This is a genomic window from Streptomyces sp. NPDC053069 (assembly GCF_044546895.1).
Taxonomy (GTDB): domain Bacteria; phylum Actinomycetota; class Actinomycetes; order Streptomycetales; family Streptomycetaceae; genus Streptomyces.
The window spans coordinates 23,922-49,130 of record NZ_JBITZN010000005.1; the positions used below are offsets into that span (position 1 = coordinate 23,922).

Consider the following 25,209-nt stretch of genomic DNA (forward strand, 5'->3'; position numbering starts at 1 on the left):
CGCGGCCCCGCACCCGGAAGTGGTGCGGGGCTGTGACGTGTCCTGTCAGCCGAGCGGATCCAGCGTCAGATACGCCTGCTGCGGACTGCCGTCGTGGACCAGCGACTCCTGGTTGCCGACGTCGTCGAAGGCGAACGCGTAGGCCTTGCCGTCGGCCATCTGTGCATGCACCGCACGCGCGTACTGGTTCGTCACCGCGTCCTGGTAGAAGCCGGCCGTCGAGGTGTCCGGCTGGTTGGGGTTGACGAGCAGGGTCGAACGGTTGAAACCGGCGCACAGGGTGCGGGAGATGGGGCCCCGGACATTGTCGTTGGGCGCGTCGAGCAGCTTGTGGCAGCCGAAGACGCTGTCCGCGTCGGGCTTGGCGAAGCTGGTGACGACCGCGCCCGAGGCATTGGTGAAGTTCATGACGCCACCCGACACCCGGCCGTAGTACTTGGTGCCCGGCTGGTCGGCGAACGGTGTGACGGTCAGCGTCGACGTCGTGTACTTCTGCCAGACCCGGTTGACGTAGTCGTCCATCACGCTCGCCGGCAGGGCCCCGGTCTCCACGCCGTACAGCGGCGAGAGCGCGCGCAGGACCGTGCCGTCGGAGCGGGTCTGGATCAGCCCGGCCCAGCCGCCCGACCGGCCCCGCAGCGTGTTGAAGAATCCGTTGTAGCCGCCGGACTTGAGGTGTCCGGTGCTGCTCACGCTGCCGTCGGAACGCCGCACCCCGACCGCGTACGGCGCCGAGAACATGTCCACCTGGGTGCTGTTCAGCCACAGTCCGGAGTCATTGAGGGTGTACTCGGACCAGTTGAACAGGATGTTCCGGTTGGGGTCGGAGGGGTTCTGCACGGCCGGCTGCACGAGGCCTCCGGTGGTCAGGCGGAAGTCGAGCTTGTGACCGTAGGAGAAGTAGATCCGCCCGGAGAACTTCGGTATCCGGATCGTCTTGGACTGTCCGGGGGCCGGGCCGTCGATCGCCGCGTCCGGAGCGGGCGTCGGGGGGTTGCCACCCGCCGGCCAGGCGTGGAAGGCGCCGTTCGCATCGGCCCAGCCCTGTTTCCCGGAGGACAGCTGGGTGCCGAGGTCGTAGACGTAGACCGGTTCGGAGCGGCCGGAGTTGTTGGTGATCCGTAGCGGGAGGGTGTCCGCCACGGCCGCACCGGCGCGGTCCGGGGCGCCCAGGGCGAGTACTCCGCCGGTCAGGGCCGCGGTGGCCGCCAGGGCCAGTGCTGGGCGTGTGCGTGCGTGAGGCACTCTCCACCTCCGTGTGGGGTCGGGGTCGTACGGATATTGGTCCGTACCTGTTTGAGAGCGCTCTCAGCGTGGCCGTGGGCCGCGTCCGTGTCAATGAGTTGAACGGGAAACAGAGGGGACCGGTCGAAGGCGCCACCATGCGGTGGACGCCTTCGACCGGCACCGGCCCGGCAGTCGACGTACCGTCAGAAGGTGCGCTGGAGCAGGCCGAGCAGGGCCGCCCAGTGCCGCTCGTCGGCCTCCTTGTCGTACACCGGGGTGTCCGCCTGCGTGTAGCCGTGCTGGGCGCCCGGGTAGACCTCGCAGGTGTGCCGGACCCCGGCCTCGGTCAGGGCCTTCTCGAAGCGCTCGATCTGCTCCGGGGGCAGCGAGTGGTCGTTGTCGGCGTGCCCGAAGTACAGCTCCGCGGTGATGTTCGGGGCGCTCAGATGGGGGCTGTGCGGATCGTCGGTGGCGAGCCGACCGCCGTGGAACCCGGCCGCCGCCGCGACCCGTTCCGGGTGGGCGGCCGCCGTCCACAGGGCCAGCCGTGCGCCCATGCAGTAACCGGTGAGCGCGACCGGTCCGTCGGCGACCAGCGGGCTGTCGGCGAGCCAGCGCAGATAGGCGCCCGCGTCCCGCGCGGCCAGATCCGGTGTCAGCGAGCCCACGACCGGGCCCAGCCGGTCCCAGATGGTCGGATCGGCGCCCGGGTCGATGAACTCGGGCAGTTCGACGACCGGGGTCCGGCCCAGGCGGTAGAACACGTTCGGCACCAGCACGGTGTAGCCGGCGGCGGCCAGCCGGTCGGCCATCGACCTCAGGTGCGGGCGCAGGCCGTAGGCGTCCTGGTAGAACAGCACGCCCGGACGCGGGCGCCCGTCGGCGGGATGGGCGAGGTAGGCGTCGGCGACGCCGTCCTCGGTCTGGATGTCGAGGTCGGTTCCCTGGACATCGATCATGGTGAGCAGGCCTCCCTGGGGGAACGGGCGCCGGATGGCAGTCACCCCCCGGCGCCAGGACTGCGGACCATGCTGTCATGCAAGATCCGCAACCCCGCACCCGGTGTGCCGCGTGCTCACTCGAACCGGCTGGTGTCTCCCGCCCCCCGCCGCACGATCTCCGCCTCGCCGCCGGAGAAGTCCACGACGGTCGTCGGCTCGGTGCCGCAGTCGCCGGAGTCGACCACCGCGTCCACTGCGTGGTCGAGCCGGTCCTTGATCTCCCAGCCCTGCGTCAGCGGCTCCTCCTCGTCCGGCAGCAGAAGCGTGCTGGACAGCAGCGGCTCGCCCAGTTCCGCCAGCAGCGCCTGGGTCACCACATGATCGGGGATGCGCACACCCACGGTCTTCTTCTTCGGGTGCAGCAGCTTGCGCGGCACCTCGCGGGTGGCCGGGAGGATGAAGGTGTAACTGCCGGGCGTGGACGCCTTCACGGCCCGGAACACGTCGTTGTCCACCCGCACGAACTGGCCGAGCTGCGCGAAGTCCCGGCACATCAGGGTGAAGTGGTGCCGGTCGTCCAGATGACGGATGGAGCGGATCCGGTCCATGCCGTCCCGGCTGCCCAGCCGGCAGCCCAGCGCGTAACAGGAGTCGGTCGGGTATGCGATGAGCGCTTCCGAGCGCACCGCGTCGGCGATCTGCGCGATGCTGCGCGGCTGCGGGTTGTCGGGATGCACGTCGAAGTACTTCGCCACGTGTCGAGCTTATGCCGTCCCCGCACCCCACACGCACCCACACACCCACGTGCCCCACTCGCGAGGCCGGCCCGTGGCGGTGTGGCGCGGTCGGGTCGGCCGCGGGTCGGGACGGACCGAGCCGCCTGCGGCCGGCCGACCCTTGAATCGACGTGCGTACGTCCCGTGTTTCCGGGGCATCGGACCCGTGAGCCGTCCCGGGCCTCCCCCCCGGCCCCGGACGCGACGTCTCCGCCGGCGGCCCACCCCCCCCGGGCCGCCGGCGGAGCCATGTCCGGCGCGTGGGGTAGCGTGCGGCGCGTACACCCAGGTGAACGCGGTGACGAGGAGAGGGGCACGTGGCCGGCCGACCGGACGAAGGCCAGGCGTTCCCGCAGCCGTACGGCGGCGACAACGCCTGGACCCAGGAGTTGCTCGGCCATCTGCGGCCCGCCGGACGCGATCTTCGCCGGCTCGTCGCCTGGCTCGCCCGGACGGTGCGCGCGTCGGTGTGTCTCCAGGACGCCGGCGGTGGCCTGCTGGCCGGGGAGCGCCTGCCGCTCGACGACGCCGTCGTCGCCGACGTCACCTCCGGCCGGGTCTCCGCCGCGGCCCTGCAGGACGGCGAACGGCACCTGCGCCTGCTCGGGATACGGCATCCGGGGTCCGGCCCGGCGGCCCGGGCCGTCCTCGCCGTGGCCCGCCCGGCGCCCTTCGACCGGCGCACCGCAGACATCCTCGGCCACACCGCGGGCGTACTGGAACTGCTGCTCAGGGAACGGGAGCTGGCCGAATCCGGGCGGCGGCTGCGGCGGGCCACGGCCGATCTGCGGCTGGCGATCCTGCAGCTGCTCATGGTGGAGGACACCGTCTCCGCCCGCCGGGTCGCCGCCGGGCTGTGGCCGGGCCTGCTGGAGGAGGACACCGCCCGCGTGTACGTCCTCGAAGGCACCGCCGTCGAACGGGACCGGCTCGCCGACGCGTGCGTGGCCGCCACCGACGGCCGGGCGCTGGTCGTGCGCTGTCCCGCGGTGGACGAACACGTCATCGTCGTCGGCCCGTCCGCCGAGGTGGGGCAGCGGCTGCGGTCCCTCGTCGCCGACCGGCCCGGCACCTTCCTCGGCGGCAGCCCCCGCCAGCGCCTCGCGCTGACCGCCACCGCCTACGGGCAGGCCGTCACCGCGCTCGCCGTGGCCCGCTTCCATCCCGACCGGGCCGCCGTCTACGCCGCCCGCACCCGCCCCGCACAGCTCATGGACACCGCCGCGCTACGGGCCTGGGCCGCCGCCGTGCTGCGCCCGCTCGACGCGCTGCCGCACCATGTGCGCGCGGAACTGCTCGCCACCACCCGGCTGGGCCTGGAGTTCACCGCCGTGAACGCGGCGAAGGTGCTGGGCGTCAGCCGCAACACGGTCCGCGCCCGGATGGACCGGGTGGCCGCGCTGCTCGGCGCCGACCTCTCCCGGGCGACCGCCCGTGCCATCGTCCACGCCGCCCTCAACACCGAGGCCGCCCACGGCACGTACGACCCACGCGGCGGCGCCCCCGGTCCGCCGGCCCGGACCCGGCTCGCCGAGCTGCTCGACACGAGCGCGCTGCGTTCCTGGGCCGAGGGGCTCCTCGGCCGCCTCGACACGGACGGCCGCGACCTGCGCGGCACCCTGCGCGCCTGGACCGCCGCCGACGCGCACGCCGAACGCGCCGCCCAGGCACTCGGCGTACACGCCCAGACCGTCCGCGAACGCGTCCGTGCGGCCGAACCCGTGCTGGAGCGCCGGCTGACGGCCGGCGGCACCGACCTGTACGAGGTCGTCCTCGCCCAGCTCGTCACCGGCGAACTGCCCGTACCCGGCCTCGGTGCGCCGGACCAGGACCAACCGGACGCGTCTGTGCACCGGTGAGTGCCGGGCGGGCCGCACCGGGCACCGGTGCACTGTCCCGGGTACGGCAGCGGGACATAGGTTCGGCAGGCCGCGGGGCACGACCGGCACGGGGGACCGGTCGCGGCCCCGCGCTCCGGCTCAGGACCCCAGCAGGACCGGGATCTCCTCCCAGCCGTGTGCGATGAACGACGGCACATGCCGCAGCTCACCGGCGTCCACGGCCAGGCGCAGGCCCGGGAACCGGGCGAACAGCGCGGGCAGCGCCGTGAGCGCCTCCAGCCGGGCCAGCGGAGCACCGATGCAGCGGTGCGCACCGATCCCGAACGCCAGATGGTCCTCGGCGTCCCGGGCCGCGTCGAAGACGGCCGCGTCGGGGCCGTAGTGCGCGGGGTCCAGGCCCGCGGACGCATAGGTCGTGATGATCGCGTCACCGGCCGGGATCATCACGTCCCCCACCTTCAGATCCTCGATCGCGAACCGCAGCGGCAGCGCCGCGATGGACGGATGGACCCGCAGGGTCTCGTCGACCACCGCGCCCCAGCCCACCACCCCGGAGCGCACCGCCGCCAGCTGCGCCGGGCCGGTCAGCAGCGCGACCACCGCGTTGCCGATGAGATTGACGGTGGTCTCGAACCCGGCTCCCACCACCAGCAGCAGCGTGTGCAGCAACTCCTCGTCCGAGAGCCGGTCTCCGTCCTCGTCGCGAACCCGGATCAGCTCCGTGGTGACGTCGTCGCCCGGATGCGTCCGCCGGTGCGCGATCAGCGCGCCGAACACCGAGCCGATCCGCTCGTGCACGGACGCGGCGAACTCGGGGCTGGAGTCGGAGGTGTCCATGATGTCGGCGATGAGCCGTGCCGCGGCGGGCCGCAGCTCCTCGGGTACCCCGAGCAGTTCGCAGATCATGCGCATCGGCAGCGGATGCGCCAGCCCGGCCCGCAGGTCGACCACGCGGCCGTCGGCCCCGTCGGCCGCCAGTGTGTCCAGCAGCTCGGCGGTCAGGGCCGCCACTCTCGGCCGCATCGCCTCGGTACGCCGGTGCGTGAAACTCGGCGCGACCAGCTTGCGCAGCCGGGCGTGGTCGGCGCCGTAGGTGGAGAGCATGTTGACCACCCCCACCCAGGTCGCGATCCAGCTCCAGGACGGGTGCTGGGCCAGCTCCGGCCACAGTCGCCAGTGGCGGCGCGCGTCCTTGCTGACCCGGGGATCGAGGATCAGCTCCTTCAGGCAGCCGTGGCCGGTGGGCGCCCAGGCAGGGATGCCGCCGGGCAGTTCGACCGGTACGACGGGACCGAGCGCGCGCAGCCGGGCGCTCTGCGCGACGATGTCCGAGCCGAAGGGATCGAGGGCGATGCGGTCGGTGACGGTCACGTCTGCTCTCCTGGCCGAGCGGCCCTCTTGCGAGGCGGTCGCCCTCAGTAGACGCCGTCATCGCCGCCCGGCACACCGCGCGGGCCCTGCGGGGGTCGGAAACCGGCCGCGTCTGTGCGTCATCCGGTCCGCGTGACTGGCAAGTTGTAGATGTGCGCCGGAGAGATGATCCGCGTGATGGCCTCGCCCAGCACGGTGCTCGGCTCCTGGGACCGGTAGCCGGTGTCGGTGTTGAGGAGGGCCACGAGCGTCGTTCGCGACGGCGGCAGATGGATGGTCACCGTCTCGTAGCCCGGGAGCGAGCCGTTGTGGCCGATCCAGCCCTGCACGTCGAAAATGCCCAGACCGTATCCGGCGCCCTTGAAGCCGGTCGGAGGCATGATCAGCCGCTCCTTCTGGGTGGCGGCGGCGACCATCCGCCTGCCGTCCGGGAACTGGCCCGTGGCGACGGTGCGCGCCCAGGTGTGCAGATCCCCGAGCGTCGAGATCATCGCGCCGGCCGCCCAGCCCCAGGACGGGTTCCAGTCGGCCGAGTCGGCCTCCTTGCCGTTCGCGGTCTGCCGGGTGTAGCCCTGCGCGTGCGGGGCGGGGAACTCGTTGCCGGACGGGAAGAGCGTGTGCTTCATGCCGGCCGGGGCGAGGATGTGCCGCGCGATGTAGTCCCCGAGGTGCTGCCCGCTCTGCTTCTCCACCACCAGACCGAGCAGGATGAGATTGGTGTTGCAGTAGTCGAACTTCTGCCCCGGCTGGAACATCACCGGGTGCTTGAAGGAGTAGGCGAGCAACTGCTGGGGCGTGAAGGGCCGTTGCGGGTCCGAGGTGAGCGCCTCGAAGAAGCCCGGGTCCTCGGAGTAGTTGAACAGCCCGCTGCGCATCTCGGCGAGCTGGCGCAACGTGATCCTGTTCCCGTTGGGTACGCCGTCGACGTACTTGCCGATCGGGTCGTCCAGACCGGCCTTCTTCCGGTCCACCAGCTGCAGCAGCGCGGTCACGGTGAACGTCTTGGTCTCGCTGCCGATGCGGATGTACATGTCCGGCGCCATCCTCTGCCCCGTGCGCTTGTCGGCGACCCCGAACGAGCGGACGTAGTCCGGCTGTCCCGGCGTCCAGACGCCGACGGTCACGCCGGGCACGTTCGCCTCGCGCATCACCTTCCGTACGGCTGCGTCGAGTTGGCGTGCCACGCGGGGGGTGAGGTCACGGACGGCCGGTCCGGAGGGCGTCGGGCTGGGCTGCTCGGCGGCGACGGTGGCCGGCACGGAGACCGGTGCGGCCCAGACGGGTGCGGCGGCCAGTGGTGCCATCAGCGTCCCCACCGTGACGGCGACCGCGGCCCCCCTCAGCAGACGGCGGGATGGCGACATGGTCTGACTCCAAGCACGGGAGAGCCGAACGTGCGGTGAGCGGGACGTCGGAGCCCGGACCTCCCCAGCATAGGAGCGCCCATCCGGCCCCGCCCGCCGACCGGACGGTCGTACCGGAGCGGCCCCCCACCCCCGCAGTTGCCCGTTCGCCCCGGGCTCGCTTCCGGTGTGCCGTCCGCGTCGGAGGGTGACTGAGCCTTCACTGGCCGCACACCGGCGCGAGGACGGCGAGGGTGCCGTTGGCCTGGCGCAGCGCGTCCTCGAGGGCGCCGGGTGAGTGGAGCGTGCCGGTGCCGTCGGGTGGCACGAGCCATTCCAGGAAGCGGGCGGGCCGGTACGGCGGCGGTACGGCGAGCCAGGCCCCCTTGGTCGCGTATCGCAGACCTGCTCCCACCCAGCCCCCGGACGGGTCCGGCGGCAGGAAGAACCCGACCCGGCCCGCCGCCGTGTCGACCAGCGTGGGTCCCGGCGCCGGCCTCCCTGGGCGCCACAACAGGTCCAGGGTGAGCAGTCCCAGCTTGTCGGGGACTGTCAGCACGTCCCAGAAGCGGCCGGCCTCCAGCAGCGCGATGCCCTCTCCGTTATCCCACTCCCGTTTGCAGGACCGCGGGTCGGCCGCCGCCGCGGCCAGCCACTCCACGCCCCGCATCCACATCGTGTTCGTCATGCACTGCTCCGGGTGTCCTCGCTCGCCCACGCCCGGCGCAGGGAACGACCGTGACCGGGCACTTCGTGCGCCTGCACACCGACCCGGCATATGCATGCTCGTAGATATTTCTACGGGGCGGAAGGGGTGGCGAACCGTGGCGTTTGAGACGGGACGTTCGAACCACGGCCAGGAGTTCGCCGGTTGGGGGAGGAGACGGGGCGATCAGGCAGCCGGCGGCTCGGGTGCCAGCACCAGCATCGTGACGTCGTCCCGGACCTCGTAACGCAACTGCATGAGGTCCGCCCACACCACCCCCGGCAACTCGGCGGGCGGTGTACGGGCCAGGGCGGCGAGGCGGGCGGGCAGCGGATAGAAGGCGTCGCCGGCGTCCCGTGCCTCCCACACCCCGTCCGAGGCCAGGAACAGCCGGTCGCCCGGCCCGAGCGTCACCGTGACCTCCTTCGGCGGGTCGACGCCGACCAGCCCGAGCCCCAGCGGCGGTCCCGGCACGACCGTCAGCTCCCGGGCGTGCTCCTCGTGCAGCAGCACGGGGGCCGGATGACCACAGGCCACCACCCGAACCACACGCCCGTCGGGGGCGAACTCCAGCAGCACCCCGGTGGCGAAGAGCTCCGTGTGCCGCACACCCGCCGAGTCCACCGTCAGCCTGCGGTCCATCCGCGCGGCGACCGACTCCAGGTCCGGCTGGTCCAGCACCGCCTCCCGGAAAGCGCCCAGCAGCGACACCACCGTGGCGACCGCCGACAGTCCGTGCCCCTGAACGTCGCCCATCACCGCGCGCACCCCGTACGGTCCGTCGCGCACGTCGAAGAAGTCCCCGCCCACCAGCGTCCCGTTCTGCGCGGCCCGGTAGAAGCCCGTGCACCCCACGCCCCCGACCCGCTGCGGCAGCAGCGGCATCACCGCCCGCTGCACGGCCTCGCCGATCGCCCGCTCCGTGTCCAGCTGGGCGTCCCGGTGACTGCGCACGAACGACACGAACACGCTCAGCGCGGCCACGAACACGATGGTCAGCAGATCGGTGTCGCCGGGACGGTCGAGATGGGTGGCCGGCACGTTCAGCACCACGACCACCCCGAGGCCGAGGAGCGCGGTGGCCAGCGGGCCGTACGACAGGACGGCCAGCGGCGGGATCGCCCCGAGCAGGAAGCCCAGATCGCGCGCGTGGACAGTGACCATCGTGGCCGTGCTGACGGCCACGAGCAGCAACACGGGCAGCACCCGCACCCACCACGGCGGCGGGGCGCCCCGCAGCCAGCCGCGATCCTCCAGGTCCCCACGCGACGACCCGCCGCGCACCCATCGCACACCCCCAACCTACGCCGCCCACCGCACCCGGGCCTGCCGCCTGGAACGGCAGGGAGGCCTTCTGCCGCCGCCCGCCTGGGACGGCACCGACGCCTCCTGCCCAGTTCGGCGCGCCTGGACCGTCTGCTCGCGGCGTTCGGTTGTTGCCGAGCCGCGTCGTGGTCCGGGCCCGGACCCGGAGTCGCGCGGCCGGGGCGGGTCGCCGGGCGCCGGCACTGATGAGCCGGCGGCGGCGATAAGCGGTGGACGCCCCGGAGGTGGGCCGCATAGCCTGTGGCCGGCACGCCCGAGACGGAAGGAAGGAGGCGAGCGTCATGGCCACTGTCATCCCGCGCTCCCGCCACTCCGTCACCCGGGTGTGCCACGCCTGACCGGGAGCGCGTCCCCGCCGCACCGCGGCACGCAACCCGGAGGAATCCATGACCACCACGGTCATCCGCACGCTCGACGAGAGCACCGCGCATCTCTTCCACACCATGCCCGACCCGCTGGCGTTCCAGGACAAGCACCGGCGCACCCGCTACCGCCCCGACTGGCAGCGCATCGCCGTACGCGACGGCCGTACCGTGGCCCGCGCCGCCTGGTGGGGCCGCCCCGAGGACCCCGAGCCGCTCGTGATCAACTGGTTCGACGTGGCCGAGGGCGAGGAGGAGGCCGGAGCCGAACTCCTGCGCACGGCACCCTGGCGGACCGACGAACTCGAACTCGACCTGCCCGCCGGCTGGCGGGCCGACGCCCGGCAGCGGGCCGCCGCCGACGCGTGCGCCGCTGCCGCCCGCGCAGCCGGTTACGCACCCCTGGCGGAGCGGTTCGTGTACCGCTGGACCCCGGACCGGGGACTGCCCGAGCGGCCCGGGCGCCTGCTCTTCGAGGGAGAGCCGGACGACGCGGTGTTCTTCGGCCTGCTGCGCCGGATCCACTCCGTCACCCTCGACGCCCACGCCCGCCGGGCCATCGAGCAGGGCGGACCGGACCGGGCGGCACAACAGGAGCTGGACGTCTTCCACTGGTTTCCGTCCCCGCGCACGTGGTGGCGGATCGCCCGCACACCCGAGGGCGAGACGGTCGGCGTCCACATCCCCGCGCGCAATCCGTCCGGGCCCTGCGTCGGCTTCGTCGGCGTCGTGCCCGAGCAGCGGGGCCACGGCTACGCCTACGACCTGCTGGCCGAATGCACCCACTTCCTGGCGGCTCAGGGGGCCGAGTTCATCGCCGCCGCCACCGACCGGACCAACGTCCCCATGGCCGCCCACTTCACCACGGCCGGCTACCCCGTGGTGCGGGAGCGGATCAACTACTGGGCCGACGGAGTTGTCAGCGCCGGGTGACATGCTGACGGGGCGGTGATCGAGACGGCACCGCCCGCGCCACTGCTCCGCGCCGAGTGGCCGGAGCGGAGCAGGAGCCGTGCGCGGGCGGTGGCGTCCGGGCGTCCGGGGCCAGGGGGTGCCAGGGCCCGCGACGCCGGGGTGATCCAAACGACACCCCCTGGGGGTGCCGGCCGGCCTGATCCGAACGACACCCCCTAGTCCCTGGGGGCTGTGAGGCGGGACTCCGCCGTTGCCAGGATCTCGGTGACGCGGAGGCCGAACGCGGCGTCGCAGGCGTGCGGGCGGCCCGTGCGAGCGGCCCGCACCAGGGCGTCGGCGGCGCGGGCGAGCGCGGGGACCGCTCCCTCGGAACTCCCCGGCATCAGCGCCACGCCCGCCTCGCCCCGCAGCTCCACATCGGCCCCGGCCGCCGCCGGCGGCGCCGTCAGGCTCAGCGTGAGCGTGCTCGACGCGCCGGTGGCGTGGTCGAGGACCAGATGGACGGTGTCCGCGGGACCGTGCGCCGCCGCCACCACTTGCCGTACGTCACCGAGGACCGGCAGCAGTACCGACAGCGCGTGCGGGCCGACGTCCCACAGCGCCCCCTTCTCCCGCCGCCACGGCGAGGCCGCGAACGGGCTGTCGGAAGTGAACACGGCCCCCAGCCACTGGGCACGCGCCGTGAACCAGCCCGCCTCCCCCGCCTGTTCCTCGATCCAGGCCTCCGGCTCCTTCTGGAAGCGCGCGGTGAAGAACACCACCGACGCCACCCCCGCCCGCTCCGCCGCCTCCGCGACCGCCCGCCCCTCGGCGACCGACACCCCGAGCGGCTTGTCCAGCAGCAGATGACGGCCCGCCCGAGCCGCGCGCACCGCCAACTCGGCCTGGGCGGACGGCGGCAGGGCCACGGCCACCGCGTCCACGTCGGCCAGCAGTGCGTCGACGTCGGCGTACGCGGCGACGTCGTACTGCTCGGCCAGTGCCGTGGCCGCTTCCGGCCGGCGGCCCCACACCCCGGCGAACTCCACGCCGGTGTGCCCGGCGAGGGCGGGGGCGTACGCCGCCCGGGCCCAAGGACCCGTCCCCAGCAGTCCGATACGCATGTCGCGTTCCTTCCTCCCAGCCGATCCCCGCACCCTCAAGATGCTGCGCTCCGCTCGCCCTCCGCACACCTGCGGTCCCGGTCCCCGCCCTCGGCCAGCCACTTGGCGATCGTGGCGGAGATGGGCTGACCTGTGTCCATCTCGACGAACCCGAACTGGCCGGACTGGTTGCACTCCAGGAACCACCAGATCCCGTCCGCGTCCTCCGCGAAGTCGAATGCGCCGTACGCCAGTTCCGCGCCCCTCATGTACCGCCGTACGCCCTCGGCGACGCGCGGCGGCACGTCCGCGGGCAGCCAGGGAGAGACCGACGGGGCGAAACGGACGTCCACGTCGTCCGGGTGGGCGTCCGGGGCGGTGGGCTTGCGCGCGGCCAGCAGCGTGTCGCCGACGACGGTGAGCCGGATGTCGGCGCGCTTGGCGATCCGCCGCTGCAGCAGCGTCGGACCGAAGGCCACCGCCGAGAAGTCGGTGTCCGGCGCGACCCGGCTGGTCGGCACCGCACGTGGCGGCTCCTGCGGATGCGCACCCGACACCGGTTTGACCACCAGGTCCGGGAAGCGTTCCGCGAACTCCCGCGCCGCCTGCGGGAACGTCGTGATCAGCGTGGCCGGCACCGCCAGGCCGCTGTCCTGTGCCAGGCGCAGCTGCCAGGGCTTGTGGCGGGCTCTCCGGGCCGCGTCCGGATGGTTCATCCAGCGCGCGTCGGTGGCGCGCAGCATGCCGTACAGCGCCTGTGACGACTCCTCCGTCAGCCAGGCGGACGGCTGGGCGGCGCGGGCGGCGGCCTCCCCGGGTCTGCGTACCCAGATGGAGCGCAGGCCGTTCATGCTCACGAGGCGCCCGCCGGCGGACAGGTGTCCACGGCAGGCGCCCTGCACGTACTCGCCCGACAGCGCCACCCCGTTGGTGAGGTCGGCGGGGTCCAGCCGGACGACCGGCACGCCGGCCTCGCCCAGTCGCAGGACCACCATGTCGGCCGTCACGTCTTCTTCACTGGTCAGGATGAGCACGGTCATCTTCCAGGGCCCGCGGTTCAGTCGTCGAAGTGCGTCTTGGAACCGGCCGTCGAGGTCGTGGTCCCAAGGGCCCTGAGAGTCGCATGGTCGGTGGCGGCGATCCGCCCGTCCGGGAGGACGTTCAACTGCAGTCCGGAGTCGTACGCGTACGGTGCGGTGACGTCCAACTGCACAGCGGGCCGCGCGTAGTTGAGCGTGAACGGTTGCATGGTCTCTCCCTGATTCGGCTTTCACGTCCTTATACGAATCGAACGGGTGATTGGTTTCCTTACGCTGCGTAACCGCAGGTCGAGGGTGCACCGGAAGGGCCGCCCGGACAACAGGGCAGGGGCAACGGCCGGTGTCCGCGTCAGGCCGCGAGTGTGCTGTGGGCCACAGTGAGGGCCTGTTCGGCGTACCCGCGTCCGAACAGCACCGCGTGGACCAGCAGTGGGAACAGCTGGTGCACACCCACCCGCTCCCGCCGGCCGGCCGCGAGCGGTGCCCTCTCCTCGTACCCGGCGAGCACCCGGTCGAGGTACGGGCAGCCGAACAGCTGAAGCATCGCCAGGTCGGTCTCCCGGTGGCCGCCGTGCGCGGCCGGGTCGATGAGCCGGACCTCGCCGTCGGCGCCCCACAGTACGTTCCCGTTCCACAGGTCCCCGTGCAGTCGCGCGGGCGGCTCGGCGGGTCCGGCCAGCTCCGGCAGCCGCGCGCAGACCCGCTCGAACACGGCCGCCTCGTCCGGGCGCAGCGTGCCGCGGTCGACCGCGGCACGCACATACGGCAGCACCCGGTGCTCGGCGTACCAGCCGGGCCAGTCGGTGCCCGGCGTGTTGCGCATGGGGGCGAGGCCGATGAACGCGTCCTCGGGGCCGTCCGGCGGCGGCGCTCCGAAATCCGAAGCACCCGCGGCGTGCAGCGCGGCGAGTGCCTGGCCGAAACGCGATGCTGCCGCCGGATCCGGCCGACCGGTCGGCACCCGCTCCGTCACCAACCAGTGTTCGTCGTGTCCGAGCACCGCCGGCACCCTGACCGCGTTCGCGGCGGCCAGCCAGCGCAGTCCCGCCACTTCGGCGCGTACGGCCCCGGGAGCGTTGCCGCGCTTGACCATCACCGAAGTCCCCCCGTCCAGCGTGACCTGGGCCGGTGACCCGGGAGCCGGCCGTGCGCCGGTGACCGGGCGTCCGGTGAGCCGGGACGCGGCCCGCCGCGGATCCTCCTGATCCTCGTCTCGGTTGAGCACGGCTCCAGCCTACGGCCCGCAACAAGGGGCAGTAGTGCGGGACTTCAACCATTACTACGATTGTTTTCAGCCAAACCCCGGCGGTAACTACCCGTGCTGATTCCGTACGGCTAGCGTGAGCACGCCGCGCTGCCACACCAGGGGCACAGGGCTCCGCAGGGACTAGCGCGCGGCGGAGGAAATCCCCCTTGACCACAGCATCCGTGCTGATGGCCGACGTCTTCGAAGTCCAGCCGTACACATCCCACTGCGAAGTCATCCTCGGCGAGGGCGCGCACGCCGTGATCGGTGTGTCCCCGGGCAACAGCTACTTCTCGGCCCGTCGCCTGCACGACCTCGCCCGCTGGGGACTGGACCACTTCGACAGGGTCGACTTCGTGTACACCGACCTGTACGTCGCCGAGATGTACGAGGCCTCCGGCTACCCGCCGGACGAGGCCCGGCGCAAGGCGGTGAAGAACCTGCGCGGGGTGCGCGCCAAGGTTCGTGACGCCGTGTCGGCGGCCGACCCAGAGGGCCTGCGGCTGGACTGGCACCCGATGTCGGAGTTCCGCACCAATCCCGCCTACCAGGACATCCACCGGCAACTCCAGGCGCGCCTGGCCTCCGACGCAGCCTTCCGGGCCGTGTGCGACGCCCTGGTGAATCGTTTCCTCAGTGCCCGGGGCGAGGCTCCGACCGAGCGGCAGCGCGCGGTGTGCCTGGAGTACGTCTGCGCCGAGGCCCCGCTCTTCCTGGACACCCCCGCGATTCTCAAGGTGCCCTCCTCGCTCAACTGCTACCACCAATTGCTGCCGATGGCCGAGCTGTTGTACTCCCGCGGCGCCGGCCTGCGCGCCTCCCGCAACCAGGGCCACGCCATCGTCACCCCTACCGCCCTGGAAGGAGCCGTGGCATGACCACCGCCCCGGACACCCGCACCGACCACCCGCCCCTGCTCGAATTCCCGTTCTCCTGGGACGGCACCCGGGTCCCCGCCGAGGTCGAGGAGGTACGCGCCGCCACCCCCGTACGGCGCGTGCGGACCATCGCCGGCGACGAGGCCTGGCTGGTGTCGTCGTACGACCTGTGCGCGCAGGTGCTGAAGGACGACCGGTTCTCCCTGAAGGACACCTCCGCCCCCGGAGTGCCCCGGCAGTACGCCCTCACGATCCCGCCCGAGGTCGTGAACAACATGGGCAACATCACCGGCGCCGGGCTGCGCCGGGCCGTGCTGAAGGCGCTCAACCCGAAGTCACCGGGCCTGCTGGAATGGCTGCGCGAGGAGGCGTACCGGCTGGTGGACCGGATGGCGGCCGACGGCCCGACCGCCGATCTGCGCGGCGCGTTCTGCGAGCCGTACTCGGCGGGCATGCACTGCCGCATCCTCGGCGTCCCGCAGACCGAAGCCCCGGGCTTTCTGCGCAGCCTCGACATCGCCTTCATGAACTCCCCGTGCCCGATCACCGGCGCCAAGATCAACTGGGACCGGGACATCGCCCGTATGACGGCCCTGCTCGACGACCCGGCGACGCACGGCCTGATGGGCGAACTCGCCGCCCTGCGCGAGGACCCCGACTACGCTCACCTCACCGACGAGATGCTGGCCACCGTCGGTGTCACGATGTTCGGCGCGGGAGTGATCTCCACCTCGGGCTTCCTCTCCATGGCCCTGGTGTACCTGCTCACCCACCCCATCGCCCGCGACCTCCTCCGCGACCGCCCGGACCTGATCGGCCCGGGTGTGGAGGAGCTGCTGCGGGTCAACCTCTCCATCGGCGACGGCCTGCCACGCCTCGCCCTGGAGGACGTCCGGCTCGGCGACGTGGACATCCGCGCGGGCGAACTCGTCCTGGTGCTGGTGGAGGGGGCCAACCTCGACCCGGAGAAGTTCCCCGACCCGCACCGCTTCGACATCCACCGGGACAACACCGCCGACCACCTCTCCTTCGGCGGCGGCGCCCACTACTGCCCCGCCACCGCGCTCGGCCGCGCACACGCCCGGATCGCCCTGGAGGTCCTCCTCGAACGGTTCCCGGACCTCGCGCTCGCCGTACCGCCCGGCCAACTGGTCTGGCGCACCGGCTTCATGAAGCGCATCCCCGAGCGGCTCCCGGTGACCTGGTAAGGCGGGACACCCCGCCGTCCCTGCGACGTCCCCGACCCGGAACCCGGGGCGGGGACGCCGAGCGCCCGGCCGACGGCCGGGCAACCGGGTCGGTCCTCGGGGTTTCCCTGGAAGGCGGAGGGTGACCCGAGGCGCGCCGACGGGTTTGTCCGGTCGCCGGTCGCCGGTCGCCGGTCGCCGGTCGCCGGTCGCCGGTCGCCGGTCGCCGGTCGCCGGTCGCCGGTCGCCGGTCGCCGGTCAGCGGCCGACGCGGTGCGAGCCCCTGGTCAGGCCCACCGGGTTGCCCGACGGCAGCAGGCCCGAGCTCTCCACCATGCGGGCCAACGGCTCCAGCAGCTCGGCCAGGCGTGCGGTGCGCTCGGTGCCGAACGCGGTCCACGGTCCTTCGGCCGCCGCGTCCGTGAGCGCCTCCACCTCCGCGCGTGCGGCCGCCCCGGCCGCGGTGAGCGAGCCGTCGGCCGCGAGCAACCCGCGCTCGCGCAGCCGTGTCCCGGCCGCCTCCCAGTCCGACGTTTCCCACTTGCGGGTCTCCCGCAGCAGCGCCCCGTCGGACTCGCCGGCCGCCGCCTTGAGCACCATGGCCTCGACAGGGCCGAGCCCCCGACTCACCAGCACCGCGACATGCGAGTCGCCCCGATGCTCGCGCAGGGTCGTCAGGCCCTGCCACAGCCGCGCGGTGGGGCGGTCCGGCCGCTCCAGTGCCTGATTCGCGGCGGCCAGCACCCGGCCCGTGGTGTCCGCCACGGCGGCGGCCTCCCAGGCGAGGTCGGCGGCCTCGGCGAACTCGGCCGAGCCCACGGCGTCCGGTCCGAACAGGCTTGTCATGGCCGCATTCAGCGCATCCTGACGGGCGGCCAGCACATCGGCGGGAGTCGCGTACGCCCAGGCGTCCGGCAGCGCCCGGGTCACCCGGGCCGGGTGGAAGACGTAGAAGCAGCTCGTCACGACGGACGGGGGAACGGCGCCGAGCGGTGCGGCGCGCAGCGCGAAGTAGCCCATCCAGAACCCGCGCATCCCGAGCGCGTCCGCCTCCCGGCGCACCTCCGGCGCGAAGTACACCAGATCGTGCACCGGCTCGTACCGCTCCCACAGGTGCCGCGCCATCCCGTCAGCCACCGCTTTCCTCCCACCGCGTCGACGTTCCGTGCTGCCGGCACCAGCCTGCGTTATGACGACGGTCATAACAAGAGGGGGGTGTCCCGAGCGCCGTTCGGCCCTCGAAGGAAACGGATACGCCCGGACGAGGGGTACGCCGGGTGGGGAAAGTGAGGCAGACGGGTGGCGCAGTGACCCGGCTGGGCGGCTCGGATGGTGGGAGCCGGAGGGCTCACTGACGGTGGTTCATGTCGAGGCCGGGTCTGTTCAGCTGATGAGGTATCCGCTGCCCGACCACGGCGGAAGGACATCACTATGCGTTCTGCCCGCATGATTCTGGCGACGGCTGCCGCCACTGCAGCCCTCGCCTTCGGCGCGCCCAGCGCCGCGTTCGCGGTTCCCGCGGGTGACGACGGAGGCCGCGACAGCTCCTCCCACAGCCAGGGGCGCGACCACGGCTCCGACGACGACCACGGCGGTGACCGTGGCGACGACTCGGGGCGCGACCAGGACAATGATCACGGCGACGACCACGACAAGGGCCGCGGACACGACGAGCCGCGCGGCGGAATGCACACGGGTGGCGGAGCGCTCGCCATGGTGCAGGGCGACGACTGGGGCTCGGACTCGGACTCGGGGCGCGACGACAGCCGGTTCGACCCCGACAGCTACCGCGACGGGGGCAAGGGCGGCGGCCGGGACAGCGGTCGCGACAGCGACGAGCGAGGCGACGACCACGAGAAGCCGCGCGGCGGTATGCACACCGGCGGCGGCGCGCTTGCCACTCCGAGTGTCACCGCGGGCGGTCTGGCCGTGCTGGGCGTGGGAGCCGCCGGCATGTACGCGCTGCGCCGTAAGAAGGCCGGCCAGCCGGCGTCCTGACCAGACGACTCGTCACCAGAGGCTGCGGCCGCCGCCGACGCGCTCACCGCGTCGGCGGCCCGCACCTGCGGCGACCCGGCCCTGCGACCCTGCCCCACGCCGGGCGATGTGCACCGCGCCCAGGCACGTCCCGCCCCCCACACCCGGGGCATGGCCGCGCCCGCGCCCCGTACGCCCCCCCGGCCGGGCCATGCGCACCGGTGCCCCGTGAGCGTTCCTCCCGGCGCTCGGCCCCTGCGCCGGCACCCGGTACGTCCCGCCCCGCACCCGGGGCCTTGCACACCGACGCCCGTGTACGTCCCACTCCCGCGCCGCGCCATGCGCCCCGGCGCCCTCCTGTTCTGATCCCCGTGCTGCCGTGCCCGAGTGAGGTGGTGTCCGATGGCAGCAGATTCCTCCTCTTCACCCCCCGCGGAACCGCCGGCGGACGGGCAGAGCTCGGGCCGTGGCGGGCGGCTGACGCTGTGGGGCGCGGCGATCGCGATCCTCGCCGTCACCATGTTCGGCGGACACCACGGCTCGGACGGCAGCTCGCATGCGTCCCGTGCCGCGGGCGCGAGCGCCGCCGCACAGACCGATCCGCGGCAGGCCGGCGAGGCGCTGCCCCGGTCCGCGCCGACCCGCCTGGTCATCCCGAAGATCTCCGTGGACGCCCCCTTCACCACCCTGGACATCGGCGCCTCCGGCCAGCTCGAGCCCCCGCCGACGGGCGACACCAACCTCGTCGGCTGGTACGCCAAGGGTGTCTCGCCCGGCGAGAGGGGCACCGCCGTCATCGCGGGACACGTCGACACGACGACCTCCGCGGCGGTGTTCGCCGGCCTCGACGAGCTGGAGCGCGGTGACCGTTTCACCGTGCAGCGTGCCGACGGGAGCGACGCCGAGTTCGTCGTGGACAGCGTCGAGACCTTCGCCAAGGACGCCTTCCCCAGCAAGCGGGTCTACGCCGACGCCCGGCGCCCCGAGGTCCGGCTGATCACCTGCGCGGGGGACTACGACCACGACGTGCGGGACTACACCGACAACCTAGTCGTCTTCGCCCACCTGGTGTGAACCGGCCGGGACGGTCAGACGGCGGAGTGCGCGAAGGGACCGCCCGGCGCGAACGCCAGCGCCGCGAACCGTTCGCCGATCCGGCGGTGCGCGGCGGCGTCCGGGTGGAGGCCGTCGGGCAGTGGGAGTTCGGTGAAGTCGGCCTCGCCGTACAGGTCACGGCCGTCGAGGTAGTGCAGATGCGGGTCCTCGGCCGACCGCTCGCGCACGATCCGGGCCAGCTCCTCGCGGATGACTCCCAGGGTGAGTTTCCCGCTCGCCGTCTCCGCGGGGTCCCCGGCCGCCCGGAACCGCAGCCGCCCCTCGCTCAGGGCGGAGAAGTCCGGAAGAGTGGGACCGGGCGTGTCCTCGTGGAGGGGACACAGGATCGGCGAGACGACGATGAGCGGGGTGTCCGGGTGGCCGTCCCGGATGCTGTCGAGGAAGCCGTGGACGGCGGGGCCGAATGCGCGCCGCCGCATCAGGTCGGTGTTGACCACGTTGATGCCGAGCTTGACGCTGATCATGTCGGCGGGCGTGTCGCGCAGGGTGCGTGCGGTGAACGGGTCGAGCAGGGCGCTGCCGCCGAGCCCCAGATTGATCAGTTCCGCTCCGCCGAGGGACGCGGCGAGCGCGGGCCAGGTGGTGGTCGGACTCGCGGCGTCCGAGCCATGACTGATGGAACTGCCGTGGTGCAGCCACACCTTGGCGCCCCGCGCCGGTACGGGTTCGACGGGCGCGTCGGTGCGCAGGGCGACGAGTTCGGTCGTCTCGTTGTGCGGCAGCCAGACCTCCACGACCTTGGTGGCACCGGGCAGACCGGTGAAGCGCACGGTGCCGACGGGGCCCGGCCGGTGTTCGGCGGTCCCGGCGGCCATGTCGATCGTGAGCGTGCTGCCGCCGGCGACCCGGGCGCTGCCGGCCGGACGTCCGTCGACGAGCAGGTCGTACACGCCGTCCGGGCGGGGCGGTGCACCGACGAAGACCCGCTTGGTGGGCAGGGTGTCCAGCTCGATGGTGGTGGCGCGGGTGCGGAAGACCAGTCGTACGCCGGAGGGCTGGGACTCCGCCATGGCCAGCTGCGGATCGGCGCACTGCGCGCGGGCGCGGGCCGGCAGCCGGTGCGGCAGCAGGCCGATGGCCGTGCGCTCCAGATCGAGGGCGCCGCGGACGAGATCGGCGGTCAGGGGCGTGGTGTGCATCATGCGGCTGTCCTGGGGGTCAGGGGGCGGGCCAATTGCGCAGCAGGGGGCCCAGGGCGTCCGCGATCGCGTCCACGACTCCTGGAAGTCGGGGACACTGTGGCCGAATCCGCCGGCCAGTTCGAAGCCGACGTAGCCGTGGAGGACGCCGCCGAGGAGACGGACCGCCTGGGCCTGGTCGGGCTCGGCCAGGTCGTAGCCGCGCAGGACGGCCCGGGTCAGCTGCGCGTGCCATGCACCGGCGCTCGCGGCGGCCGGGGTGTGCGCGGGCCTAGGGGGTGTCGTTTGGATCATCCCGGCGTCGCGGGCCCTTAGTCGCGGTGGACGTCTCCGTGCCTCCCCTTCTGCCATGAGCCATTATGGACTTGCCTGAAAGGCTTGGGCATGAGGGGCCGGCGGGGGCCTTAATTGGTTCGCAGGCGGCGGTGAGCGGGGCCTAGCCTGCCGGGCATGGCGAAGGCACCCGTACTCACACCCCGCGCGGACGACTTCCCGCGCTGGTACCAGGACCTGATCAGCAAGGCCGAGCTGGCCGACAACGGCCCGGTGCGCGGCACCATGGTCATCCGACCGTACGGGTACGGTCTGTGGGAGCGGATGCAGCAGGACATGGACGCCCGGATCAAGGACACGGGCGCCCAGAACGCGTACTTCCCGCTCCTCATCCCGCAGTCCTACCTGACCAAGGAGGCCGAGCACGTCGAGGGTTTCGCTCCCGAGCTGGCCGTCGTCACCCATGGGGGCGGCAAGGAGCTGGAGGAGCCCGTCGTGGTCCGCCCCACCTCCGAGACGATCGTCAACGAGTACTTCTCCAAGTGGGTGAACAGCTACCGCGATCTGCCCCTCCTCATCAACCAGTGGGCGAACGTGGTGCGCTGGGAGCTGCGCCCGCGCGTGTTCCTGCGCACGACGGAGTTCCTGTGGCAGGAGGGCCACACCGCGCACGCCACGTACGAGGAGGCGCGCGCCTTCGCGGCGCACATCCAGAGCGAGGTCTACGGCGACTTCCTGAAGAACGTCCTCGCGGCGGACCACGTCTCCGGCCGCAAGACGGTCAAGGAGCGCTTCGCGGGCGCCGTCAACACCCTCACCCTGGAAAGCATGATGGGCGACGGAAAGGCCCTCCAGATGGTCACCAGCCATGAGCTGGGGCAGAACTTCGCGAGGGCGTTCAACACCCGCTACCTGTCCAAGGACGGCTCCCAGGAATACGTCTGGCAGACCTCCTGGGGCTCCACCACACGCATGGTCGGCGCGCTGGTGATGATGCACGGGGACGACGACGGGCTGCGCGTCCCGCCCCGGCTGGCCCCGGTGCAGGCGGTGGTCCTCGCCGTCAAGGGCGACGCGGCGGTCCTGGACCTGGTCCATGCGATCGGCGACCGGCTGAAGGAGGCGGGTGTCCGGGTCCACGTCGACGACCGCACGGACGTACCGTTCGGCCGGCGCGCGGTCGACTGGGAGCTGAAGGGCGTGCCCGTACGGATCGAGGTGGGGCCCCGCGACCTGGAGAACGGCACCGCCGTGCTGGTCCGCCGTGTCCCGGGCACCAAGGAACCGACCGCGATCGGGGCGCTGCCCACGCTGCTGCCCGGGGTGCTGGAGGACGACCAGGCGCTGTTGCTGGAGCAGTCCCGCCGACGCCGCGAGGACCGCACGGTCGAGGTGACCACGCTGGAGGAGGCCGTGGAGGCCGCGAGCACCGGCTGGGCCCGCATTCCCTGGGCCACGCTGGGCCCGGAGGGCGAGGCGAGGCTCGCCGAGCAGGGCGTGTCGGTGCGGTGCCTGGTCGCGGCGGACGGCTCGGTCCCGGAGAGCGACGACCAGCCGGGGAACGTGGCGGTCGTGGCGCGGGCGTACTGACGGACGCGGGCGCCTCCGCCGCCGGGGGAGGGGGCGCCCGCCCGCACTGGTGCTCCGCGGAACCGGCAGTACAGGTGTCCGCGGTGAAACCCGCCTCGGCGAGCACGGTGGCCGTCGGCCCGCGCCCGACTCCGGCCAGGCCGAGCAACAGGTGGTCGCAGTCGGTGAGTTCCGTGTCCCGCGCCCCGCGGGAGTACGAGGTCCGAACGACGCGCTCGGCGGCCTGCTCCGTGCCGATGTGGTGGTTGCCGTGCTGCACCGCCGCCCGCACACCCACTTTTTTGTGCGTACTTGGCAGCGCGACCCGCCCGGGAGAGGCTGTTTTCCAAGGTCAGGGACCACGGCGACGGCACGGGAGGAGGTGACAGCGGTGGTGCGTCAGGACGCCGCCCCGCGTTCGCGGAGCCGTTCCACATGGCGGTGTCCCCACTCGGAGACAGGGCCCAGGGCCTCGGACAGGTCGCGGCCGAAACCGGTCAGCGTGTACACGGTCTTCGGCGGCAGCACGTCGTACACCTCACGGTGCACCAGGCCGTCCTCCTCCATCTCGCGCAGCGCCTGAGTCAGCACCTTCTCGCTCAACCCCGGCAGCCGGCGCCGCAGTTCGCCGGGCCGGTGCGGGCCTGACTCCAGCAGCCACAGCAGGGACGTCTTCCACTTGCCGTCGATCACGGCGATCGCAGCGGTCACCCCGCAGACGTTCGGATCCTGGGCGCGGCTGCGTGTCATCGGCGTCCTCTTCTGTTCCTCGTCGGGCCGTACGGCCACAGTCCTTTACACATACGGGAGTTGAAACATGTCCACGTCCACAAATCTTCCTGCCGTCACCGTGCTCGGTCTCGGCCCGATGGGCCGCTCGCTGGCCGGCGCGTTCCTGCGGGCGGGTCTGCGCACCACGGTCTGGAACCGCACACCGGGCAGGGACCGGGAGCTGATCGAGCAGGGCGCGGTCGGCGCCGGATCGGCCGAGGAGGCCGTGGCCGCCGGTGACCTGACCGTCGTCTGCGTGGTGAACTACGACGCGGTCGACGCCCTTCTGCGGCCCGAGCCCGTCAGCACCGCCCTCAAGGGCCGTACCGTGGTGAACCTCACCGCCGACACCCCGGCCCGCGCCCGGGAGACGGCGGACTGGGCGGCCGCCCACGGCATCCGCTACCTGGACGGCGCGATCATGACGCCGGCCCCCAGTATCGGGACACCCGAGGCGGTCTTCCTGCACAGCGGACCGCGCGCCCTGTACGAGGAGCACCGGCCCGTACTGGCGGTGCTCGGCGGCACCCACACCCACCTCGGCGAGGAGATCGGGCGCGCCGCAACGTTCGACATCGCGCTGCTCGACCTCTTCTGGACTGCGATGGCGGGTTACGCGCACGCCGTGGCGATCGCCCGTGCGGAGGGTGTCACCGCCGGGGAACTGGCACCCTTCGCCCAGGGCATCGGCGCGATCCTGCCACCGCTCTTCGCCGAGTTCGCGCAGGACGCCGACGACGGCACCTACTCCGGGGCGGTCAATCCCCTCACCTCGGCCGCGTCGACCATGGCCCATGTGGTGGCCGTTTCCGAGGACCACGGGATCGACGCGGGCGTGATGCGCGCCGTGGAAGGCATGGCCCGGCGCACCATCGGCCTCGGCCACGGCGCGGACGGCTTCATCCGGGTCGCGGAGGTGCTGGGCCGCCACTGACGCGGACCGGTCCGCTCGGAAGCGGTGCCCCAGCTCGGCGGACCTGCGACTTGTGCCGGGCGCGGCACAGTGCGACGCTTCGGTCCGCCGGCCGCACCTCGGCCGGCGGTGGCTGTGAGCAGTGGTTTTCCCGGGAGGCGGACGGATCTCCGGGGCGGCCGTGGACGGAACGAGGAGTGGAGCGATGGAGCTGGAGCTGCGGCACCTGCGGGTGCTGTGCGCGATCGCCGACGCAGGAAGCGTGGGCCGGGCCGCGGCACAGCTCGGCTACTCGCAGCCCGCCGTGAGCACCCAGCTGCGGCGCATCGAGCGCCACCTCGGCGAGCCGCTCTTCGAGCGCGGTACGAGCGGAGTACGGCCGACCCGCTACGGAGCCGAGGTCGTCGCCCAGGCCCGCGACGTACTGGCCCGCGCCGACGCCATCGGCCACCGCCCGGCCGCCGCCCGAGCCCGCCGTACCCTGCGGGTGGCGGCGACCAACTCACCCATGCTGTCCGGCACGGTCTCGCGCGTCCGCGCCCGGCTGCCGGAACTGGCCCTCGCGGTCACCAGCGTCTACGCCTCCTCGCGGATCGTCGAGCTGCTGGAGGACGGCGCGGTGGACGCGGCCATCGCCGCAGACTATCCGGGCATGGAACTGCGCCACTCGGGCGCGGTGCGGCATCGCGGGATCGTCACCGAACCCACGTTCGTGGCCCTGCCCTCCCGGCACCGGCTGCGTCAGTGCGCCCAGGTCCAGCTCGCCGATCTGGCCGAGGACGCGTGGTTCGTGACCCCGGACGACGGCGCCGGCTGGCCCGGGGTGTTCTACGACGCCTGCGCGGCGGCCGGGTTCACCCCGGTCACGGTCCATGAGTTCCTCGGTGACCAGACCCAGCTGCAGAGCATGATCGCCGACGGCCTGGGGGTGTCCCTCGTGCAGCCGACGCTGCGGCCGATCCCGCACGTCGTGGTCAAGCCGCTGGTCGGCTCCCCGCTGTGGTGCCGCTATGTGCTGGCCTGGCGGCCAGACACCGTCACCGAGGAGGTCGTGGAGGCGCTGTCCCAGTCCGCGACGGCGGCCTACAGCGACCTCGTCGCCCAGGCACCTCACCTGCGGGCCTGGGCCTCGCGGACCTGGAGCGTCACCGGCGCCTAGGGGGTGTCGTCTGGATCATCCCGGCGTCGCGGGCCCTGGCACGCGCATCTG

General features: G+C 72.8%; 23 protein-coding genes and 2 pseudogenes. 9 read left to right on the forward strand and 16 right to left on the reverse strand.

Going from position 1 to position 25,209, the window contains the following annotated elements; genetic code table 11:
- Positions 1-45 precede the first annotated feature (45 nt).
- The 3 genes from ACIGXP_RS12640 to ACIGXP_RS12650 form a co-directional block, all read right to left on the reverse strand.
- Positions 46-1,245: a glycoside hydrolase family 64 protein gene (locus ACIGXP_RS12640; protein WP_399767315.1), complete on the reverse strand. Its 1,200-nt coding sequence runs from the start codon at positions 1,243-1,245 to the stop codon at positions 46-48.
- A 185-nt stretch (positions 1,246-1,430) separates the two neighbouring features.
- On the reverse strand, positions 1,431-2,186 hold the full coding sequence (locus ACIGXP_RS12645; RefSeq protein ID WP_399767317.1) for a dienelactone hydrolase family protein: 756 nt from the start codon (positions 2,184-2,186) through the stop codon (positions 1,431-1,433).
- Between the two features lie 116 nt (positions 2,187-2,302).
- On the reverse strand, positions 2,303-2,923 hold the full coding sequence (locus ACIGXP_RS12650) for an L-threonylcarbamoyladenylate synthase (protein WP_363220015.1): 621 nt from the start codon (positions 2,921-2,923) through the stop codon (positions 2,303-2,305).
- Between the two features lie 338 nt (positions 2,924-3,261).
- On the opposite strand from ACIGXP_RS12650, the gene ACIGXP_RS12655 reads away from it, so the two are divergent.
- Positions 3,262-4,803: a helix-turn-helix domain-containing protein gene (locus ACIGXP_RS12655; RefSeq protein ID WP_399767321.1), complete on the forward strand. Its 1,542-nt coding sequence runs from the start codon at positions 3,262-3,264 to the stop codon at positions 4,801-4,803.
- Positions 4,804-4,923: 120 nt separating this feature from the next.
- On the opposite strand, the gene ACIGXP_RS12660 is transcribed toward ACIGXP_RS12655, so the two are convergent.
- The 4 genes from ACIGXP_RS12660 to ACIGXP_RS12675 form a co-directional block, all read right to left on the reverse strand.
- Positions 4,924-6,156, reverse strand: a complete 1,233-nt coding sequence (locus tag ACIGXP_RS12660; RefSeq protein ID WP_399767324.1) for a cytochrome P450 — start codon at positions 6,154-6,156, stop codon at positions 4,924-4,926.
- Positions 6,157-6,275: 119 nt separating this feature from the next.
- Positions 6,276-7,520 (reverse strand): serine hydrolase domain-containing protein, encoded by a 1,245-nt coding sequence (locus ACIGXP_RS12665; RefSeq protein WP_399767327.1) that lies wholly within the window; start codon positions 7,518-7,520, stop codon positions 6,276-6,278.
- A 199-nt stretch (positions 7,521-7,719) separates the two neighbouring features.
- Entirely contained in the window at positions 7,720-8,187 is a 468-nt protein-coding gene (locus ACIGXP_RS12670; RefSeq protein WP_399767330.1) for a hypothetical protein, read from the reverse strand.
- Positions 8,188-8,391: 204 nt separating this feature from the next.
- Positions 8,392-9,498, reverse strand: a complete 1,107-nt coding sequence (locus ACIGXP_RS12675; RefSeq protein ID WP_399767333.1) for a PP2C family protein-serine/threonine phosphatase — start codon at positions 9,496-9,498, stop codon at positions 8,392-8,394.
- Positions 9,499-9,917: 419 nt separating this feature from the next.
- Between ACIGXP_RS12675 and ACIGXP_RS12680 the strand changes: the two genes are divergently transcribed.
- Positions 9,918-10,826 (forward strand): GNAT family N-acetyltransferase, encoded by a 909-nt coding sequence (locus tag ACIGXP_RS12680; RefSeq protein WP_399767335.1) that lies wholly within the window; start codon positions 9,918-9,920, stop codon positions 10,824-10,826.
- A 197-nt stretch (positions 10,827-11,023) separates the two neighbouring features.
- Here the strand turns inward: ACIGXP_RS12680 and ACIGXP_RS12685 are convergent, their stop codons facing one another.
- From ACIGXP_RS12685 to ACIGXP_RS12700, 4 genes are all read right to left on the reverse strand, one after another.
- Positions 11,024-11,911 (reverse strand): Gfo/Idh/MocA family protein, encoded by an 888-nt coding sequence (locus ACIGXP_RS12685; protein WP_399767337.1) that lies wholly within the window; start codon positions 11,909-11,911, stop codon positions 11,024-11,026.
- A 35-nt stretch (positions 11,912-11,946) separates the two neighbouring features.
- Positions 11,947-12,930, reverse strand: coding sequence for an ATP-grasp ribosomal peptide maturase (gene tgmB / locus ACIGXP_RS12690; protein ID WP_399767340.1), 984 nt, complete (start codon positions 12,928-12,930; stop codon positions 11,947-11,949).
- 17 nt (positions 12,931-12,947) lie between these two features.
- Positions 12,948-13,139 carry a putative ATP-grasp-modified RiPP gene (tgmA, locus tag ACIGXP_RS12695; RefSeq protein WP_014670659.1) on the reverse strand — a complete coding sequence of 64 codons (192 nt, stop codon included), beginning with the start codon at positions 13,137-13,139 and terminating at the stop codon, positions 12,948-12,950.
- A gap of 140 nt (positions 13,140-13,279) precedes the next feature.
- Positions 13,280-14,155: a fructosamine kinase family protein gene (locus ACIGXP_RS12700; RefSeq protein WP_399767343.1), complete on the reverse strand. Its 876-nt coding sequence runs from the start codon at positions 14,153-14,155 to the stop codon at positions 13,280-13,282.
- A 188-nt stretch (positions 14,156-14,343) separates the two neighbouring features.
- On the opposite strand from ACIGXP_RS12700, the gene ACIGXP_RS12705 reads away from it, so the two are divergent.
- Positions 14,344-15,054, forward strand: a complete 711-nt coding sequence (locus ACIGXP_RS12705) for a tRNA-dependent cyclodipeptide synthase (RefSeq protein WP_399767345.1) — start codon at positions 14,344-14,346, stop codon at positions 15,052-15,054.
- Positions 15,051-16,262 (forward strand): cytochrome P450, encoded by a 1,212-nt coding sequence (locus ACIGXP_RS12710; protein ID WP_399767347.1) that lies wholly within the window; start codon positions 15,051-15,053, stop codon positions 16,260-16,262. The genes ACIGXP_RS12705 and ACIGXP_RS12710 overlap by 4 nt, the downstream gene beginning before the upstream one ends.
- Before the next feature lie 237 nt (positions 16,263-16,499).
- Here ACIGXP_RS12710 and ACIGXP_RS12715 read toward each other — a convergent pair whose 3' ends face one another.
- Positions 16,500-17,378, reverse strand: coding sequence for a hypothetical protein (locus tag ACIGXP_RS12715; protein WP_399767349.1), 879 nt, complete (start codon positions 17,376-17,378; stop codon positions 16,500-16,502).
- Between the two features lie 294 nt (positions 17,379-17,672).
- Here ACIGXP_RS12715 and ACIGXP_RS12720 point away from each other — a divergent pair, with 294 nt between their 5' ends.
- Positions 17,673-18,239, forward strand: coding sequence for a hypothetical protein (locus ACIGXP_RS12720; protein ID WP_399767352.1), 567 nt, complete (start codon positions 17,673-17,675; stop codon positions 18,237-18,239).
- Positions 18,240-18,620: 381 nt separating this feature from the next.
- Positions 18,621-19,292: a class F sortase gene (locus ACIGXP_RS12725; RefSeq protein WP_399767355.1), complete on the forward strand. Its 672-nt coding sequence runs from the start codon at positions 18,621-18,623 to the stop codon at positions 19,290-19,292.
- Between the two features lie 14 nt (positions 19,293-19,306).
- On the opposite strand, the gene ACIGXP_RS12730 is transcribed toward ACIGXP_RS12725, so the two are convergent.
- Positions 19,307-20,473 (reverse strand): GDSL-type esterase/lipase family protein, encoded by a 1,167-nt coding sequence (locus ACIGXP_RS12730; RefSeq protein WP_399768396.1) that lies wholly within the window; start codon positions 20,471-20,473, stop codon positions 19,307-19,309.
- A gap of 78 nt (positions 20,474-20,551) precedes the next feature.
- Positions 20,552-20,824: pseudogene (locus ACIGXP_RS12735) on the reverse strand (TetR-like C-terminal domain-containing protein); the annotation flags it as partial.
- Between the two features lie 99 nt (positions 20,825-20,923).
- Between ACIGXP_RS12735 and proS the strand changes: the two are divergent.
- Entirely contained in the window at positions 20,924-22,336 is a 1,413-nt protein-coding gene (gene proS, locus ACIGXP_RS12740; RefSeq protein ID WP_399767357.1) for a proline--tRNA ligase, read from the forward strand.
- An 85-nt stretch (positions 22,337-22,421) separates the two neighbouring features.
- Here the strand turns inward: proS and ACIGXP_RS12745 are convergent.
- Positions 22,422-22,613 (reverse strand): annotated as a pseudogene (locus tag ACIGXP_RS12745) (Clp protease N-terminal domain-containing protein); the annotation flags it as partial.
- Between the two features lie 101 nt (positions 22,614-22,714).
- Positions 22,715-23,065 (reverse strand): helix-turn-helix domain-containing protein, encoded by a 351-nt coding sequence (locus ACIGXP_RS12750; protein WP_363220206.1) that lies wholly within the window; start codon positions 23,063-23,065, stop codon positions 22,715-22,717.
- Between the two features lie 67 nt (positions 23,066-23,132).
- Between ACIGXP_RS12750 and ACIGXP_RS12755 the strand changes: the two genes are divergently transcribed.
- Both ACIGXP_RS12755 and ACIGXP_RS12760 read left to right on the forward strand, forming a co-directional pair.
- Positions 23,133-24,020 (forward strand): NAD(P)-dependent oxidoreductase, encoded by an 888-nt coding sequence (locus ACIGXP_RS12755; protein ID WP_399767362.1) that lies wholly within the window; start codon positions 23,133-23,135, stop codon positions 24,018-24,020.
- Between the two features lie 184 nt (positions 24,021-24,204).
- Positions 24,205-25,158, forward strand: a complete 954-nt coding sequence (locus ACIGXP_RS12760; RefSeq protein WP_363220208.1) for a LysR family transcriptional regulator — start codon at positions 24,205-24,207, stop codon at positions 25,156-25,158.
- Positions 25,159-25,209 lie beyond the last annotated feature (51 nt).